This is a genomic window from Pseudomonas sp. 43mfcvi1.1, assembly GCF_900115935.1.
In the GTDB taxonomy this organism is placed as follows: Bacteria; Pseudomonadota; Gammaproteobacteria; order Pseudomonadales; family Pseudomonadaceae; genus Aquipseudomonas; species Aquipseudomonas bijieensis.
In genome coordinates this window covers 79149-95173 of the sequence record NZ_UETT01000021.1, presented here as the reverse complement: position 1 = coordinate 95173, position 16025 = coordinate 79149, and the positions used below count along the sequence as shown (strand labels likewise).

Sequence of the window (16025 nt, the reverse complement as noted above, 5' to 3'; positions counted from 1 at the left end):
TCCCAGTAGAAACTCGCCCCGCCGGCCAGTTGCCGCTGGAGGATGACGTGTCGGTCGTCGTAGTCGTAGCGTTCGCTTTCGCCGGCGGCATTGGTCGCTTCGATCAGTCGGAAACGTCCGTCGTAGCGGTAGGTCACCAGCGTCTGCTCGGTCCGCCAGGCTTCGTCGAGAGTGATGGCCGGGTGGAAACTCTGGTAGTCGACGGCGATTAGGTGACGATGCGCGTAGCGCAGGCGCAGGGCGCGGCCGGCGCCGTTGTCCAGGCGGCTGATGTCGCCATGGATGTTGCGCTGGACCGTCAGGCGGTTGTCGTGGCGGTCGCTGAGGGCCACCAGGTGGCCGTCGCGAAAGTGCAGGAACGCGGCGTCCGCACCGGCTTGGGCAACGATCAGTTCGTCCGACTCGGTACCGAGGTAGATCGCCGCCCGGGCCAGGCTGTTGTGGATCGCCGGGCGCTGGGCGTTGGGCAGTGGAAAGGTGGTGCGCCGGTTTTCCTGGTCGACCCAGACGACCTGCTCGCCGTCGAGTTCCAGGCGATGGGCCAGGGCATGGCTCCAGCCGCGCCCGAGCCCGACGTCCAGGTCGGCGGCGCTGGTGCGGTACAAACGGGTGAAGACGAACGGCAAGCGGCCATCGAGGGTGCCGTCGTCGAGGGTCAGCAGTTCTTCGCCGGTGACCATCGACACCGGGCAGCCGCTGGTCTGGGTCTGGGCCGCGGTGTCGGCGCTGTCGCCATTGGGGTTTTTCGATTGGGTTGGGGCGTCGTCGTGGGGTTCGTATTTGCTTAGCCGGGTGGCCCCTTGAGACTTTTCCCGCGCTACAGCGGCCGGGTTGCTGACGGACAGTGGTGCAGAATGTTCAGGGGTGATGTGCAAGGGTCCGACAGGTGTCGGTTTTAAAGGCGCACGCTGGCTGACCACCAATGGTTTGAGCACATCGACATGTTGATTGAGCCGGTCGGGGTTGAGTTGACCCAATCTCAGGCTCGACGCCAGCAACCACTCCCGGGCCCGCTCCGAGCGAACCTGGCCCAAGACTTTACCGCTCATGCGAAGACCCAGGCCCAGCCCCCCGGTCAAACGCATCAGCAGGAAATTGATCAATACCGAAGCGCGCAGCTCCCCGACGATTTCAGCCAGGTACTGGGGTGGCAACATCCGTAGCCAACTGGCGAACGCCGCCATGTGGATGAAGAGCAACGGCTCGTCGCTCAACACCATCAACCCTCTGGCGATTGCCTCAGAGGAAGCCTTCAGTAATTGTTCAAGCTCGACGCGGGTCAGGTACTCCAACAGCTTTTCGCTGTTGGCCTGCAGATCAGCCAGCAGCTCGAAAACCTGTTTAACGTCGTCCCACAGCTGATGCAGGGCGTTTTCGAAGCCGCGCCAATCGTCTCGCTGCAATACGCCGTAGCGTTCAAGAAAGCCGGCGTCGGAAAACTCCGCCCACAGCGGTTGAAATTGCTCCCACTCCGCTTTCAGCCAACCCTCGAGTTCATCGATCACGCCTTGGTAAGACGCGTACAACGCCTTGACGTGATCGGCCGTTACATGGGGGAAAAAGGTGATGCGATAACGCTGGCCCCGCCAACACTCAGGAACTTCCAGGATGCCGCTGGGGCCGATCACGTGGTGGATCGGCTCGCCGAAGGTTTCCTGCCCCGTCGCGCCTTCGATGACCGGCTCCAGCATCACCGGTGTATCGCCGATCGGCACAAAGCGCGCCGCCTGGAACATGTGCACCAGCGTCAGCGGCCCGCCTGCCGGGCAAGCCACCACCGTGGCGCTGACGGGTGTGCCCTGGTCTTTCGGTGCCGCGAGAGACACCTCGTTACCAACCTTGAACACTTGCTCAAGATCCAGCGCCCAACCGGCCCAGAAGCTTTCAGCCCAGGCGTCGTAGTCGTTCAGGCAGGCCCGAAAATCCTGGAAAACCGCATCGACATCCGGCTGTTCGGGGTCCATGGCCGCCACCACCAGCAAGCCAATGGTGTTGTTCAGGGCCAGGAGCTTGTCGGGGGCAAACATGCAGGAATCTCGCGGTGCGGGGACGAACGCGAGACTCTGCCGGGGATGACAGGGAAATTAAGTCAGGGGAAGGGGATAAAGCATGTAGGGCGATTCGCTAAATTTAAACGCTTGGCGTGGGAGCCCCGCTGATGGCTATAAACACCGCGCCATCAGCCACTGCTCTTTCCCCCAAGCCTCAAAGCGCTCCAGCACCTCCCAACCCAGCTTGGCGTAATAGTCGCGCTGGCTGTGGGTGTGCAAGAACAGGCTGATGATTCCCACCTCCCGCGCATGGCTGCAGATGCCATCGATCAACTGCGCCGCAATCCCTCTGCGTCGGGCACTGGGGGCGACGAGCACGCAAGCCAGCCACGGCCCCAGCTCTGGCCGATCCGGCAGGTCGTGACTGGCCAGTGAAGCACCACCGAGCAACTGGCCGTGTTCCATGGCGATCAGGCACTTCCAGCGCCCATCGCGCTGCCCTGCGGCGAACTCCTGCTGCCAACTGGCGAGGGATTGCTGGGCAAATTCATAGCTGAATTCACGATGGAGCCACTCGGCCATCTGGTCGCATTTATCCATGTGGTTGGCGAGCCAATCCATTTGTGGCATTTGAAACACTCCTTATTTGTCCTGGGGAGGGTTGGGGGATCAGCAGGCTGCTGGCCTGTTCTGGTGTGCCGCTATCGCGAGCAGGCTCGCTCCCACAGGATTTTCGTAGTTTGATCCTGAATGGACACACCACCCACTGCTCTTGTGGCGAGGGGATTTATCCCCGCTGGGCTGCGAAGCAGCCCCAAAAAAAACACACCTCGGTATTACAGACAGATTGAGTTAAGTCCTCTTGGGGCTGCTGCACAGCCCAACGGGGATAAATCCCCTCGCCACAAGAATGGCATCGGCCGATGTGGATGGATGGGTTCAGGCCCGCACACATTGGCTGTTTTTGCCCAGGCAATTTCGTTTTAGATGCCTACCCGCGCTCATTCTCAAGAAATACCCGCCAGCAACCCCTCAACCTATCGTAATCTCGCACCTGTATAAGCCCTAGCCCCGCAACCGGCCGAGATCTCACCCCGATGCCCTCCATCTACCAACTCAAGCCCGCCTTTCAAAACCTGCTGCGCCCCATGGTTCAACGCCTTTACAACAACGGCGTCACCGCCAACCAGATCACGGTGCTCGCGGGCATCGTTTCAGTCTTGGTCGGTGCGGTGATCGCGTGGTTCGCCAGCCATCCGTGGATCTTCGTCCTGGTGCCGATCTGGATGTTCCTGCGCATGGCGTTGAATGCGGTAGATGGTATGTTGGCGCGGGAGTTTGGTCAGCAATCGCATCTGGGCGCCTACCTCAATGAGCTATGCGATATCATCGCCGACGCTGCCCTGATCCTGCCTTTTGCCCTGATTCCCGATGCCAGTCTGTTGCTCGTGTTGTTGGTCACGCTGTTGGCGCTGTTCAGCGAATACGCAGGCGTGCTGGGGGCGATGGTCGGGGCTTCGCGGCGCTATGACGGGCCGATGGGCAAAAGTGATCGCGCCTTTGTGTTGGGCGTGTTGGCGACCGGTATTGCCCTGGGTTGGCTCGGGGCGCTGTGGGTTGATGGTGTGATGGCGGTGGTTGCCGCCCTGCTGGTTTATACCTTGGTCAATCGGGTCCGTCACGGCCTGAGCCAAGTGAAGGAAAACGCTCCCTCAGCATAAAGGAACTTGCAATGCGCGAAGCCCAGGAACTGACGTTCACCACCCACGATGGCGTGGAGTTGTTCTACCGGCACTGGCCGGCTGTCAATGCCTCTGCGGGTGAACCCCGCCAGGCCGTGTTGTTGTTTCACCGCGGGCATGAACACTCCGGGCGCATTGCGCACCTGGTGGATGAGCTGGATTTGCCCGGCTTCGACTTTTTTGCCTGGGACGCACGGGGCCATGGCCAGTCGCCGGGCGCCCGCGGTGACAGCCCGAGCTTTGCCACCAGTGCGCGGGATGTGCAGACCTTCTGCGATCACATCGGCGCCACGCATCAGATCGACGAGTCGAACATCGCCGTGGTCGCGCAAAGCGTCGGGGCGGTGATCGCATCGACCTGGGTCCACGATTACGCACCGCGCATCCGTTCGCTGGTGCTGGCGTCGCCAGCGTTCAAGGTCAAGCTCTACGTGCCGTTCGCTCGGCCGGGCCTGGCACTGATGCGCAAGTTTCGCGGCAATTTTTTCGTCAACAGTTACGTCAAGGCGAAGTTCCTCAGCCATGACCCGGAACGGGTGGCGTCCTACGACAGCGATCCGCTGATCACCAAGGCGATTTCGGTGAACGTACTGCTGGGCCTGTACGAAGCCGCCGACCGCGTGGTGGCCGACGCCCAGGCGATCCAGGTGCCGACGCAGCTGTTGATCTCCGGCTCGGACTTTGTCGTGCACCGCAAACCCCAGGAACAGTTCTTCGATCGCCTGGGCAGTTTGCACAAGGAGAAGCACATTCTGCCGGGGTTCTTCCACGACACCCTCGGCGAGAAGAACCGCGCGCCGGCCATCGCCAGTGCCCGCCGCTTCATCCTGCAAAACTTCGCCCGCCCGCTGGAGCGCCCTTCCCTGCTGGACGCCGATCGCCTGGGCGTGACCTGCGCCGAAGCCGAAACCCTGGCGACACCGCTGCCGCACAACTCGCTGCGCGACCTTTACTGGCGCATGACCCGCGCCAGCATGCGCTTTGGCAGCAAGTTGTCCGCGGGTGTGAAGTTGGGCTTCGACACCGGGTTCGACTCCGGCAGCACCCTGGACTACGTCTACCGCAATCGCCCCACCGGCACCTCGGCCGTGGGCAAAATGATTGACCAGAACTACCTGAACTCCATCGGCTGGCGCGGTATTCGTCAGCGCAAACTGAACGTCGAAGAACTGCTGCGCCTGGCCATGGGCAAGTTGCGCGAGCAGGACCGCGAGGTGCGCATTGTCGACATCGCCGCCGGGCATGGCCGCTACATCCTGGAAGCGCTGCAAGGCGTCAGCCCGTTGCCGGAGTCGATCCTGCTGCGCGACTACAGCGACATCAACGTGCGCGATGGCAGCGCCTTGATCCTCGAAAAAGGCTTGGGCGATATCGCGCAGTTCGTCAAAGGTGACGCGTTTGATCGCCAGGACCTGGCGGCGCTGCAGCCAAAACCGACCCTGGCCGTGGTGTCCGGCTTGTATGAGCTGTTTGCCGATAACCAGATGGTCGGCGGTTCCCTCGCCGGTTTGGCCGAAGCGGTAGAGCCTGGCGGTTTCCTGGTCTACACCGGCCAGCCGTGGCACCCGCAACTGGAACTGATCGCCCGCGCCCTCACCAGCCACCGTGCCGGGCAGGCTTGGGTGATGCGTCGGCGTACGCAGGCGGAAATGGATCAACTGGTCGAGGCGGCGGGCTTTCGCAAGATCACCCTGCGGGTCGATGAATGGGGCATCTTCAGCGTTTCGCTGGCCCAGCGAGTGCAGTAATGAGCGCCGTCATCGCTCCGGCCCGCGAGCCCGCACTGCTGAAACCGGCAGTGCTGTGGCTGCTGTTGCTGGCGCCGCTGTTCTTCAGCACCTATGGCTTCGCCACCTGGGTCACCTCCCAGCGTGACGACGTCGGCACGCTGGTGTTCGCCTGGGAAAGCCACATGCCGTTCATGGCCTGGACCATCGTGCCGTACTGGTCGATCGATCTGCTGTACGGCCTGTCCCTGCTGTTGCCCACCAGCCGTGTCGAACTCAAGCGCCACGCCTTGCGCCTGCTCACGGCCCAGGTGATTGCAGTCAGTTGCTTTCTGCTCTGGCCGCTACGCTTTACCTTCCCCCGGCCGGAAATGGACGGGGTGTTCGGTTGGTTGTTCGAGGTGCTGGCGGGGTTCGACAAGCCGTTCAACCAGGCGCCATCGCTGCACATCGCGTTGCTGGTGGTGCTGTGGGTCTGTTATCAGCGGCATCTGCAGGGGTTCTGGCGCTGGCTGATGCACGGGTGGTTCGCGCTGATTGGTGTGTCGGTGCTGACCACTTATCAACATCACTTCATTGACCTGCCCACGGGGGCGTTGGCCGGTTGGTTGTGTGTGTGGTTGTGGCCGTTGGATCGGCCGAGCCCGCTGCTGAGCGCGCGTCTGGCGACGGACCCTGCCCGCCGGCGATTGGCGCTGCGTTATGGCTTGGGCGCGGCGGCGCTGTTCATCCCGGCGTTTGCCTTGGGCGGCGCGTGGCTCTGGTTGATCTGGCCGGCGGTGGCGGTGCTCATGGTGGCGCTGAATTACCTGGTGTTCGGTGCCGACGGTTTCCAGAAGCGTGTCGATGGCCGCTTGAGCCCGGCGGCGCGCTGGTTGCTGGCGCCTTATCTGGCGGCGGCGTGGATCAATTCCCGCTGGTGGACGCGCCAACATCCGCAACCGGATCAAGTAGCGGATAACGTCTGGCTCGGGCGCATTCCCACGCCGATGGAGCTGAAGGACAGCGCGTTTAGCGGGGTGCTCGACCTCTGCGCAGAACTGTCCATGGACAGCACGGGGGTTGCCTATCGCTCGCTACCGGTGCTCGACCTGACGGCGCCGACCACCGAGCAATGCCTGAAAGCGGCGGAGGCCATCGAAAGCCTTCGTCAGCGCGGGCCGGTGCTGGTCTGCTGCGCCTTGGGCTATTCCCGTAGCGCAACTGCCGTGGTCGCCTGGTTGTTGCACAGTGGTCGGGCAGCGAATGTTGATGCGGCTATCGTGCAAATCCAGCGCGTTCGCCCGCGCATTGTCTTGCATGCGGCGCATCGTCGGGCGTTGGAGCCGTTATCCACAAGCCGGGAGAATGTCCATGATCACTGATATGGAACTGCACACCGTGGCGAGTCTGTTGCGCCGCGGTCAATCGCTGGATCAGTTGTCCACCGGGCTGACGCTGCTGGCGGTGCTGCTGGGGTTGGGGCAGTGGTTGGTGGGGGTCATCGATCCGTGGTTGCTGCTGTTGAGCGCCGTACTGATCGTGCTCGGTGTGCTGGAAAAATACTGGGCGTTGCGCGTGGCATTTGATGCCGATCTGTTTCAGCGCATGGCTGACAGCACTCAATCCCTGGCCGAGCGCACCTACACCTTGGATCAGGCCCTCACCTCCCTGGGCCTGCAACCGGCCGAACGCGCCGGCCGTCTCTGGACCGAACGCCGGCACGGCGCGTTGTTGCTGCTGCGTCGACAGTCGCGATTTCTGGCCGCACAAGTTGTCTTGACGCTGGGCTTCATCCTGGCCAGTCCCTGGCTAGCCTTTTCAGGATAAGGAATCCTCATGTTCGAACCCGTGGTCGCCAACCTCATCACCTCCGCCGCCCGCATGGTCACCGGTGCTCGCAGCCTGTGGCTCGGCTGTGCGCCGACGCAGGTGCAGCGGATCTACTTCGCCAACCACAGCAGCCACGGTGACTTCGTGTTGCTCTGGGCCTCGCTGCCGCCGGCGTTGCGCAAACTGACCCGGCCGGTCGCCGGTGCCGACTATTGGCAGACCAGCCCGGTGCGGCGCTACATCATCAACCGAGTGTTCAACGGTGTGCTGGTGGACCGCGAACGCAAGGATCCTTCGTACAACCCATTGCAGCCAATGCTCGAAGCCCTGGAGAACGGCGACTCGCTGATCATCTTCCCCGAGGGCACGCGCAACCCCGACGAAGGCTTGCTGCCGTTCAAGAGCGGGATCTATCACTTGATGAAGGCTCATCCCGAGGTCGAGGTGATCCCGGTGTGGATCGCCAACCTCAACCGCGTCATGCCCAAAGGCCGGGTATTGCCTCTGCCGCTGTTATGCACCACCAGTTTCGGCGCGCCGCTGTGCATCGAAGAAGGTGAAAGCAAAGAGCAATTTCTTGAACGCAGCCGCGCCGCGCTGCTGGCACTGGCCCCGGAGCACGTCTGACATGGATCGATATACCCTGATGTTATTTGGCGGGATCGGCGCGATTCTGGTGCTGGCTTCGCTGATTGGTTTCATTCTCAAGCTGCGCACCAAAGGCGCGCCAAACTCGGTCATCGACAACCTCAACGCGCGGATCAACGCCTGGTGGATCATGGTGCTGGTGATCGGCATCGCGTTCTGGCTCGGCAATGCGGCGGTGATTCTGTTGTTCTACGCGGTGTCGTTCTACGCCCTGCGGGAATTCCTCACCCTGACGCCGACCCGGCGCAGTGATTATCCGGCCCTGGTGGCAGCGTTCTACCTGGCGCTGCCGCTGCAATACCTGCTGATCTACTACGACTGGTACGGGCTGTTTTCGATCTTCATCCCGGTGTACGTGTTCCTGCTGCTGCCGATCCTGGCGTCCTTGGGTGGCGACAGTACGCACTTCCTGGAGCGCGCTTCCAAGGTCCAGTGGGGGCTGATGATCGCGGTGTTCTGCATCTCCTTCGTGCCCGCCCTGTTGACCCTGGACATCGCTGGTTTCGAAGGACGCAACCTGTTGCTGATCGCTTACCTGGTGATCGTGGTGCAGCTGTCGGATGTGTTGCAGTACGTGTGCGGCAAGCTGTTCGGCAAACACAAGATCGCGCCGAACCTGTCGCCCTCGAAAACCGTGGAGGGCTTTGCCGGCGGCATTTTCCTGGCCTCGCTGATCGGTGGCGCGCTGTGGTGGATCACGCCGTTCAATCCGTGGCAGTCGTTCCTCATCGCCTTGCTGATCAACCTGCTGGGTTTTGCCGGCGGCATCGTCATGTCAGCGATCAAACGCGACCGCGGTGTGAAGGACTGGGGCCACATGATCGAAGGCCACGGTGGCATGCTCGACCGGTTGGACTCGGTGTGCTTCGCCGCGCCGATCTTCTTCCATCTGGTTCGGTACTGGTGGACCTGAAAAAGTCTGCGGCGAACACCCAACCTGTGGGAGCGAGCCTGCTCGCGATAGCGGTGGATCAGCCAACATCGATGTTGACTGACATGCCCCTATCGCGAGCAGGCTCGCTCCCACAGGGGTTCAGTGCTTAGTGTCAGACAATCAGTCGAGGATCAGATGCGGCAAGAACCGGCTTGAATCCTTGGTGATCAAGCTGTTGTCTTCCCGCACGCCAATGCCCGCCGCCTGGTCGCCGATGACCCAGGAACCGATCAGCGTGTAGCTGTCGTCGAACTTCGGCAGCGGCGCGAATTCCTGGAGAATGAACGGCGCGTCGGTGTAGGGCCCGTCTTCTTTGACGATCAGGCCATCCGCTGTTTGCAGCTCGATGTTGGCGCCTTCCCGGGAAAAGAACGGCTTGCGCACCCAGCCCTTGGGCACGGCTTTGCTCGTGTCGGTATCCAGGTGAGCCGCGAGCAGGTTCGGGTGGCCTTTGTTAAATTCCCACAGCAACGGCAGGATGCCTTTGTTGGAGATGATCGACTTCCAGGCCGGCTCGAAAAACTGTGTATCACAGTGGGCAATCGCTTCACCAAACGGCTCGTGGAAGATGAACTCCCAGGCGTGCAGCTTGAACAGGTGCGGAATCCAGCGCTCCTCCAAGTCGACGAAACGCCCGTCACTGTTGAGGCCGATGTCTTCGATATCGATGTGCCGCGATTCGATACCGACTTTCTCCGCGATCAGCCGCAAGTAATCCGTGGTGCCTTTGTCCTCCACCGAGCCTTTCATCGAAGCGAAGTAAAACGGTTCCTTGAGCTGCAACTGGGCAAAGGCCTGGTGCAGCTTGGTGTCGATGCTGTTGAACTGGTCGGCATGCTTGGGCAGCAAGCCGCGCTCGATGCATTGCTCCAGCCAGCCCCACTGAAACGCCGCGGCTTCATAGAGGCTGGTCGGCGTGTCGTAGTTGAGCTCCAGCAACTTGGCCGGGCCGCTGCCGTTGTAGGAGAAATCCATGCGCCCATACAGGTGCGGGTGGCCTTCGAGCCATGAAGTGCGCACCAGGTCGAAGAACGGCGCGGGAATGCTCAGGCGCTCCAACAGCTCTTCGCTTTGTACCACGCGGGCCACGAGGTCCATGCACATGTCATGGATCTCGGTGGTCGGGTCTTCCAGGTCGTCCTCGATCTGCCTGAGGGTGAACTGGTAGTACGCGCTTTCGTCCCAATAGGGTTCGTTATCGATGGTGTGGAACAGAAAGCCGAGCTGTTCGGCGGTCTGTTTCCAGTCATGACGTTCGGCGCAATGGATCTTCTTCATGGCGCTGGTTCCTCAACCGCCGGAGCTGCTCGAACCACCCCAACCGCTGCGGGCACTGGACTTGCTGCCGAAGCCACCGCGAGACGTGGAGGAAGCGACGGACATCGCTTTGCTGCTCTTGATGGAATCGGTATAGCTGCCATACCGCGCCTGGTTGGACTTGGTGAAGGTCGAGCCGCTGGAAACCCGCTGGCTGAGCGTCGAGGAACCGTAGTCGCCACGATCATCGCGGTAACGGTAGACCGGTTCGGAGTAATAGCTGTTGCGGTTGCCGCTCAGCATGTTGCCGATCAACAGCCCGGTCAGCAGGTTGCTGAAGCCCGAACCACCGACGTTCGCTTCCGAAGCCGGCAATTGGGCCCGGGCGGCGTCGACCTGGGATTGCGTGACCTCGCCATCGGCGCTCAGCTCAAATCCACCCAGCTTGGGGATGAACTGGCCGGCCGAGTCCTGCTGGCACCAATCGGGGACAAAGTCGGCATCGCAATCAGCCTGGCTGGCGTACGTCGGCGCGATGCGACGATGCTCGCTCATGGCGGTCATGTAGGCGTCGGCGCAAATGTCCACCGGCAGCTTTTCATCGACACATTGCTGCACGGACTGGAAGTTGTACTTCTTCTGCAACTTATAGGTTTTTTCCGTCGGCCCGCAGCCGGATATCGCCAGGGCGACCGACGCGGCCAGCGAAAGCTGAACGTACTTGCTTCGTTTCATCGGGTTCTCCGTGGCGCGATCAGTTCGTGGAAGGCGTCATGCACGCGGCGTTCAACATGCCGACGCTGATGGCCACGGCGGCGATGTAGATACCGGCGGCGATTTCACCGTTCTTGATACGCGCCGAAGCGCCCTTGAGCACCAGGCTGGTCACCAGGAACGCCAACAACTGAACGACAGCGGCGATCACCGCCCAGACGACGAAGTCCAGCATGCTGATCGAGTAGGCAATCACGTTGCTGGCCGGGATGGCGAAACCGATGAGGGCACCGCTCAGGGCGATGGCCGCAGCCACGTTGCCCGAGCGAATCAGTTCGAACTCTTTGTGCGGCGTGACATGGATGTAGATGAACTGGAACAGTGCGAACAGCACGGCGGCGCCGAGGATATACAAAACGAAGCCGAACACGGCGGCCTTGTTCAGGGAAATGGAGAGCGCTTCAAGCATGGACTTCTTCCTTATTCAAAGAGTGTTCAGGTCAGTGGTGTACAGCGAAATACCCAGCGAAGTGCTCAGACTGACGGTGCCTTCGGCGTCCTCTTCGACGGAGAACAGCAGGAACTCCCGGCGATCCGTCAGGCCGGTATCGCGGGCGTACAGCATCGAACGGTGCTCGACACTGTAGGACTCGTCCGGATTGCTCACGCGTTCGCTCAACCCCACCAGTTCGGTCTGGCCCGCCTCGGTGCCCCATTCGCGGGTGTACTCGACGCCGTTGTGGGTGTAGGTCGGCAGGCCGATCAGGCTTTCAGGGCCGGCCAGCCGGCGCAATTCCGCTTCACTGTTGAGGGTGACGTAGCTGAGGTAGTTGAACAGGATCACCGACTCGACCTGCCCGGCGACGTCGCCGCTGGTGTGCACTTGCAGCCAGTAGTCTTCGTCGTTCATGTAACAGCGCGTCAACCAGTTCGATTGCCCGAGGTCGACGATGCCCAGGCTCCAGATCTGTTGAGAACCGGGAATGACCACGGCGCTGTTGCCATCGAGCAACAACTTGAGTGTGGAATCGAACATGACCTGTTTGCCGGAGGCCAGGCCCAGCGGCCCGCTGATCGGCGCGCCATGGCTAGCTGTCGTGTTCGCATTCGGGGCCTCGAGCCCCATCAACTGTTTAAACCACCCCATGGGAAATTTCCTTCAGACGCGTGGAGGCGATGTAGAAGAGTTCTCCGCCCACGACACGCGTGGTGCCGGGCGGGTTGATCGACGGGTGTCGGGCGCCCTTGGCGCGGTAGCCGATAAGCGTAGCGTTGTGCTGCTCTTTCATCCGGTTATAGAGCTCGCCGAACGTCGCCTCGAACGCCTCGGGCAGTTTCATCAGGTACTGCGTAGCGCCTTGCCCGACACAGAGCAATTCATTGATGACCACGGACGAGCCCGGATCCTGGGAGGCACGCACCAACATTTCGATGGCCATGCTGGAGGTGCATTCCAGGCTCGGCGCGTAGGCGCTGGCGAGGGCGGCGATTTCGCTGTCATTGAAGTGGGCGACCACATGCCCGACCGGGCCCAATTGATTGACCGCCAGTACGGTGGCCAAGGTCAGGTCGTCGGAATGGGTTCGCACCAGCACGCGTTCGGCGCCAGGCACGCCGGCACGCTGTAGCAGTGCGACGGAGGACAAGCTGTCGCCCTTGATGAACGAGGTCTTGCCGGGCATGGGGTTTTCTTCGAGATCGCAATCGCAGATGACGATCAGGTTGTCATTGGAGGTTTCGTCCTGCAGCAGCAATTCAATGACCCGCTCGCTGGAGGCGCCCTCCCAACCGATGAGAACCGTGTGGCCGACCTTGCCGGTGAAATCGCCTTTTCCCTTCATGCCTTTTCTCCATACATCGATGACGCTGCTGGTGGTTTTGCCGATGGCTGCCGTCAGCAGCGCGATACCCCCGAGCATGACCCAGGTAGCCACGAACACCCGTCCCGCTGCGGTCTGTGGCGCGAGATCGCCATAGCCGACGGTGAGCGTGGTGGTGAGATAGAAGTAGGTAAACGTGGCGGCGGCGATCAGGTGTTGCTCGCCTATCAGCACCAGGCCGATCCAGGCCGTAGACAGGTGCACGCCCAACGCAATGGCCAGGCCCGCCCAGCCGAACCGATGGAAGAAGGACGAAGCGTACGAGCGCAACAAAAGGAAAATCGACATTTCGTCCCTGACTCCGTGGGGCTTGGTTCCTGGCGAGGTAATCGCGCTGATGCCTGAATGATCGAGTGCGGTTACCGGGCAGCATTAAACCTGCTGCGGGGCTTGGATAGAAGTGCTTGGGTGACAATAAATCCGGGAATTTTCGGGAAAACAGGACTAAGACACAAAACTTGAAGCCGAACACAAAACCTGTGCAGACAAAACCTGTGGCGAGGGGATTTATCCCCGCTGGGCTGCGAAGCAGCCCCAATGGCAGCAAACTCAACCCAGCTGACACACCGAGGTGTCAGGTTTCAGGGCTGCTTCGCAGCCCAGCGGGGATAAATCCCCTCGCCACAAGGTCTGTGCCTGGCCTGTGTCTGGCTTGCCTTGGCGGTTCCTCACCAAGGCAATGCCCATCCGATCACTCAGCCGATTTTTTCTTCAAGCGTTCCAGGATCGCATTGGCGCTGCCTTCGTTCGGCGTGATGCCGGCATCGCGCAGCTTGCGCTCCAGGTCGGAGCCGGTCGAAGCCTCGGCCAGTTCGTCCTGGGCTTGCAGCTCAGCGGCGCGTTGCTGTTGCTTGGCTTGCAGGCGGTTGAGCGTACCAACGGCGGTTTCCAGCTTGCCATTGGCGCCACCACTGGCGATCGACGCGCTGACCTGGGCCTTCTGCACGCTTTCGCGCGCCTTGGCCATGTCCACTTGCTGACGCAGGCTCTTGATGCGGCTTTCGGCCTTGGTGATGTCTTTACGCATGTTGTCCGCGTAACCGCCGAATTCGGTCGCGTGCTTCTGCTCGGCGTCCAGTTCGTTGGTCAGGGTCGAAATGGCTTCGGCCACTTCCAGCGCCAGGTCCTCGCGGTTGGCCTGGATCGCGGCCAGGGCCTTGGCTTCCAGGTCCTTGATCTTGGCGTTGTATTCACCCACGCGATCAGTCGCCAGCTTGTGCTTGGCCATGATGGTGACCAGCTCACGCTTGGCATTGGCCAGCGCGCTGTCGGCGTCGCGAATTTCCTGGTCGAGGATGCGCAGGGCCTGTTGGTCGACGATCGATTCGCCGACTTCGTTGGCGCCGCCACGCAGTGCGGTGAACAACTTGCTCCAGATGGACTGAGTCATTGGATGGTTCCTATTCGGCGAATTAAATGAAGAAGCGTTCGAAGGCTTCGCTGGCGCGCTGGACGTTGTCGACGAGGGTTTTGACCTCGGTCACGACGTTGGTCAGGCTGGAATCGGAGCTCAACGCGCCGAACATGTTGTAGACGACCTGGCCGTTGGGCATGGTCTCGATGCCGATGGACGACAGCGGGAACATTTCCCGGCTGCGCAGCACGGCGTCGTTGAAGGCCGCGACGTCGCTGATCGACTCAACGTCCACCAGGACGGTATCGACGATGATCTGATCACCCACCACGGCGATGTAGATCGGCAAGCCACCGAAGTCATTCATTTCCAGCTTGATGCTGGACTCGGAGCCTTGGACGAGGGAAAGAGTGATGTCGTTCGCGACCACTTCATCCAGGGCCTGGAGGGCGCTGTAGAGGCGATCGATGTTCCAGTTATTACCTGCGCTCATGTAATTCTCCGACATGAATGAGCCAGCCAGAATCGGTTGGCGTAGCTGTTTCTCCATTTGCTTGAGCAGGCTTCGGTTTTCGGGAAGCACCCAAGTCTCGTGTTTCACATACCCGGCGGCACTCAGGCCCGCGCGCATCTGCTTCATGTAAAAGCTCGATGGTTTTTTCGCGGCGGGTTTGGAGCGCTCTCCCGTGCTGCTCATTGAATCGTCATCAGGCCCGCCTGGCGGATCCGATGGAGAGCTGGTTTGCATGGTACTGACCCCACTGTGAAAAACTCACGCGTGAGAAACACTACAGGTAGTTTCCAAACCTCACAATAGCTCACGCGTGAGATTTTTCTTTGTCATAAATACCGACGACTCCTGTGGGAGCGAGCCTGCTCGCGATATCAGTGGGTCAGCTTGCATTGATGTTGGATGCTAGACCGTCATCGCGAGCAGGCTCGCTCCCACAGGGTTTTCGAGCGTTCACAGATCAGGCATCCACCATAGATCCTCTGTGGGAGCTGAGCTTGCTCGCGATGGCGGTGGGTCAGCTTGCATTGATGTTGGATGCTAGACCGTCATCGCGAGCAAGCTCGGCTCCCACAGGGGATCTCCACAGGCTGTAAATTCAGTTGTGGCTGCGACGATGCCTTACGGATAGCTGAAGCTTTTGACCAACGTCAGTTCCCCCACCGCCCGCATCGGCACCACGAAGGTTTCCATTTTCTCGTTTGGCGTGCCTTCTTCGGTGATCACGGTGACTTGTGCCGTGGTCAGGGCCTGTTGCGCTTGTTCACCACCGCCCTCGCCTTCCTCGCTGTCTTCTTCACTGCGATAACCGCCGCCGTAGTAGTTCACGTACACCAGGTACTGGCCTTTGATCGGCGCGGGCATGGAGAAGATCTCCGGGCCGTAGCCGGTGGTGACGTCGACATCGAGGGCCGCGCCGTTGGGGGCGACGCGGTCGCCATACCAGATGTGGGCGCCGTCCGGGGTGACGAGGTGCAGGTCCAGGTCGGTGCCGTCGCTGTCCCAGTTCAGTAACACCCGTAGCTTGGCCGGAGTGGCACCGCCGCTGGTGTTGAGGAACTGCGTGCGGTGGCGCTGCTGGCCGTCGGCGCTGCGCACTTCGACGCTGTTGCTGCCGTTGGGGAACGAGAACGGCCGGTCGAAGCGTCCTTCTTCATCGAGTTTCAGCGGCAGGCTCACACCGTTGACGATGAGTTGGCCCGGCGCGTTGCCATCCTTGGGCGCGCTTTTGATCTGGCCGCTGATGCGGGCGGTGTCGGCCTGGCCCGGGGGCGTATTGACTGACGAGGCCGGGTAGTTGACGGTCTGGCTGTAGTTTTCGCCTTCGCCACCCGGCGCACCGCTGCGCCAGCCGCCGACCGGGGTGTCGAGCCTGATGGAGTCGGCGGCCATGGCCGGTGGCAACGCGGTCAGGGCGCAGAGCAACAGCAAGACCTGTGGATAACGGAGTGTCAT

The 16025-nt window shown here is 61.3% G+C and carries 16 protein-coding genes; 6 read left to right on the top strand and 10 right to left on the bottom strand.

Annotation, left to right across the window (positions count from 1 at the left end; genetic code table 11):
- The coding region (locus DTP52_RS29405; RefSeq protein ID WP_256594292.1) for a DUF6531 domain-containing protein at positions 1-2027 on the bottom strand (2027 nt) is incomplete at its 3' end.
- A 135-nt stretch (positions 2028-2162) separates the two neighbouring features.
- Complete coding sequence (locus DTP52_RS29400) at positions 2163-2621, bottom strand: GNAT family N-acetyltransferase (RefSeq protein ID WP_109756466.1); 459 nt, start codon at positions 2619-2621, stop codon at positions 2163-2165.
- Between the two features lie 467 nt (positions 2622-3088).
- Here DTP52_RS29400 and DTP52_RS29395 point away from each other — a divergent pair, with 467 nt between their 5' ends.
- The 6 genes from DTP52_RS29395 to DTP52_RS29370 are packed head-to-tail and all read left to right on the top strand — an operon-like array spanning position 3089 to position 8833.
- Positions 3089-3712, top strand: coding sequence for a CDP-alcohol phosphatidyltransferase family protein (locus DTP52_RS29395; RefSeq protein ID WP_109756465.1), 624 nt, complete (start codon positions 3089-3091; stop codon positions 3710-3712).
- An 11-nt stretch (positions 3713-3723) separates the two neighbouring features.
- Complete coding sequence (locus DTP52_RS29390) at positions 3724-5481, top strand: bifunctional alpha/beta hydrolase/class I SAM-dependent methyltransferase (RefSeq protein WP_109756464.1); 1758 nt, start codon at positions 3724-3726, stop codon at positions 5479-5481.
- Positions 5481-6824, top strand: a complete 1344-nt coding sequence (locus DTP52_RS29385) for a phosphatase PAP2/dual specificity phosphatase family protein (RefSeq protein ID WP_109756463.1) — start codon at positions 5481-5483, stop codon at positions 6822-6824. The genes DTP52_RS29390 and DTP52_RS29385 overlap by 1 nt, the downstream gene beginning before the upstream one ends.
- On the top strand, positions 6814-7269 hold the full coding sequence (locus DTP52_RS29380) for a hypothetical protein (RefSeq protein WP_109756462.1): 456 nt from the start codon (positions 6814-6816) through the stop codon (positions 7267-7269). The genes DTP52_RS29385 and DTP52_RS29380 overlap by 11 nt, the downstream gene beginning before the upstream one ends.
- A gap of 9 nt (positions 7270-7278) precedes the next feature.
- On the top strand, positions 7279-7899 hold the full coding sequence (locus DTP52_RS29375; RefSeq protein WP_109756461.1) for a 1-acyl-sn-glycerol-3-phosphate acyltransferase: 621 nt from the start codon (positions 7279-7281) through the stop codon (positions 7897-7899).
- Between the two features lies 1 nt (position 7900).
- On the top strand, positions 7901-8833 hold the full coding sequence (locus tag DTP52_RS29370; protein WP_109756460.1) for a phosphatidate cytidylyltransferase: 933 nt from the start codon (positions 7901-7903) through the stop codon (positions 8831-8833).
- 141 nt (positions 8834-8974) lie between these two features.
- On the opposite strand, the gene DTP52_RS29365 is transcribed toward DTP52_RS29370, so the two are convergent.
- From DTP52_RS29365 to DTP52_RS29325, 8 genes are all read right to left on the bottom strand, one after another.
- Positions 8975-10132, bottom strand: coding sequence for a glutathionylspermidine synthase family protein (locus tag DTP52_RS29365; RefSeq protein WP_109756459.1), 1158 nt, complete (start codon positions 10130-10132; stop codon positions 8975-8977).
- Between the two features lie 12 nt (positions 10133-10144).
- Positions 10145-10846 (bottom strand): DUF1190 domain-containing protein, encoded by a 702-nt coding sequence (locus DTP52_RS29360; protein ID WP_109756458.1) that lies wholly within the window; start codon positions 10844-10846, stop codon positions 10145-10147.
- A 19-nt stretch (positions 10847-10865) separates the two neighbouring features.
- Complete coding sequence (locus DTP52_RS29355; RefSeq protein ID WP_046064802.1) at positions 10866-11294, bottom strand: DUF350 domain-containing protein; 429 nt, start codon at positions 11292-11294, stop codon at positions 10866-10868.
- A gap of 15 nt (positions 11295-11309) precedes the next feature.
- Positions 11310-11972 carry a DUF2491 family protein gene (locus DTP52_RS29350; protein WP_109756457.1) on the bottom strand — a complete coding sequence of 221 codons (663 nt, stop codon included), beginning with the start codon at positions 11970-11972 and terminating at the stop codon, positions 11310-11312.
- Positions 11959-12993: an ion channel gene (locus tag DTP52_RS29345; RefSeq protein WP_109756456.1), complete on the bottom strand. Its 1035-nt coding sequence runs from the start codon at positions 12991-12993 to the stop codon at positions 11959-11961. The genes DTP52_RS29350 and DTP52_RS29345 overlap by 14 nt, the downstream gene beginning before the upstream one ends.
- 403 nt (positions 12994-13396) lie before the next feature.
- Complete coding sequence (locus DTP52_RS29340) at positions 13397-14095, bottom strand: PspA/IM30 family protein (RefSeq protein WP_003185899.1); 699 nt, start codon at positions 14093-14095, stop codon at positions 13397-13399.
- 22 nt (positions 14096-14117) lie between these two features.
- Entirely contained in the window at positions 14118-14699 is a 582-nt protein-coding gene (locus DTP52_RS29335; RefSeq protein ID WP_092258175.1) for a YjfI family protein, read from the bottom strand.
- 492 nt (positions 14700-15191) lie between these two features.
- Complete coding sequence (locus DTP52_RS29325; RefSeq protein ID WP_109756453.1) at positions 15192-16025, bottom strand: YfaP family protein; 834 nt, start codon at positions 16023-16025, stop codon at positions 15192-15194.

Excerpts from the sequence above, each read along its gene's own strand:
- DTP52_RS29400 (WP_109756466.1), bottom strand. The coding sequence starts at position 2,621 with ATGCCACAAATGGATTGGCTCGCCAACCACATGGATAAATGCGACCAG.
- DTP52_RS29395 (WP_109756465.1), top strand. The coding sequence starts at position 3,089 with ATGCCCTCCATCTACCAACTCAAGCCCGCCTTTCAAAACCTGCTGCGC.
- DTP52_RS29390 (WP_109756464.1), top strand. The coding sequence starts at position 3,724 with ATGCGCGAAGCCCAGGAACTGACGTTCACCACCCACGATGGCGTGGAG.
- DTP52_RS29385 (WP_109756463.1), top strand. The coding sequence starts at position 5,481 with ATGAGCGCCGTCATCGCTCCGGCCCGCGAGCCCGCACTGCTGAAACCG.
- DTP52_RS29380 (WP_109756462.1), top strand. The coding sequence starts at position 6,814 with ATGATCACTGATATGGAACTGCACACCGTGGCGAGTCTGTTGCGCCGC.
- DTP52_RS29375 (WP_109756461.1), top strand. The coding sequence starts at position 7,279 with ATGTTCGAACCCGTGGTCGCCAACCTCATCACCTCCGCCGCCCGCATG.
- DTP52_RS29370 (WP_109756460.1), top strand. The coding sequence starts at position 7,901 with ATGGATCGATATACCCTGATGTTATTTGGCGGGATCGGCGCGATTCTG.
- DTP52_RS29365 (WP_109756459.1), bottom strand. The coding sequence starts at position 10,132 with ATGAAGAAGATCCATTGCGCCGAACGTCATGACTGGAAACAGACCGCC.
- DTP52_RS29360 (WP_109756458.1), bottom strand. The coding sequence starts at position 10,846 with ATGAAACGAAGCAAGTACGTTCAGCTTTCGCTGGCCGCGTCGGTCGCC.
- DTP52_RS29355 (WP_046064802.1), bottom strand. The coding sequence starts at position 11,294 with ATGCTTGAAGCGCTCTCCATTTCCCTGAACAAGGCCGCCGTGTTCGGC.
- DTP52_RS29350 (WP_109756457.1), bottom strand. The coding sequence starts at position 11,972 with ATGGGGTGGTTTAAACAGTTGATGGGGCTCGAGGCCCCGAATGCGAAC.
- DTP52_RS29345 (WP_109756456.1), bottom strand. The coding sequence starts at position 12,993 with ATGTCGATTTTCCTTTTGTTGCGCTCGTACGCTTCGTCCTTCTTCCAT.
- DTP52_RS29340 (WP_003185899.1), bottom strand. The coding sequence starts at position 14,095 with ATGACTCAGTCCATCTGGAGCAAGTTGTTCACCGCACTGCGTGGCGGC.
- DTP52_RS29335 (WP_092258175.1), bottom strand. The coding sequence starts at position 14,699 with ATGAAGCAGATGCGCGCGGGCCTGAGTGCCGCCGGGTATGTGAAACAC.
- DTP52_RS29325 (WP_109756453.1), bottom strand. The coding sequence starts at position 16,025 with ATGACACTCCGTTATCCACAGGTCTTGCTGTTGCTCTGCGCCCTGACC.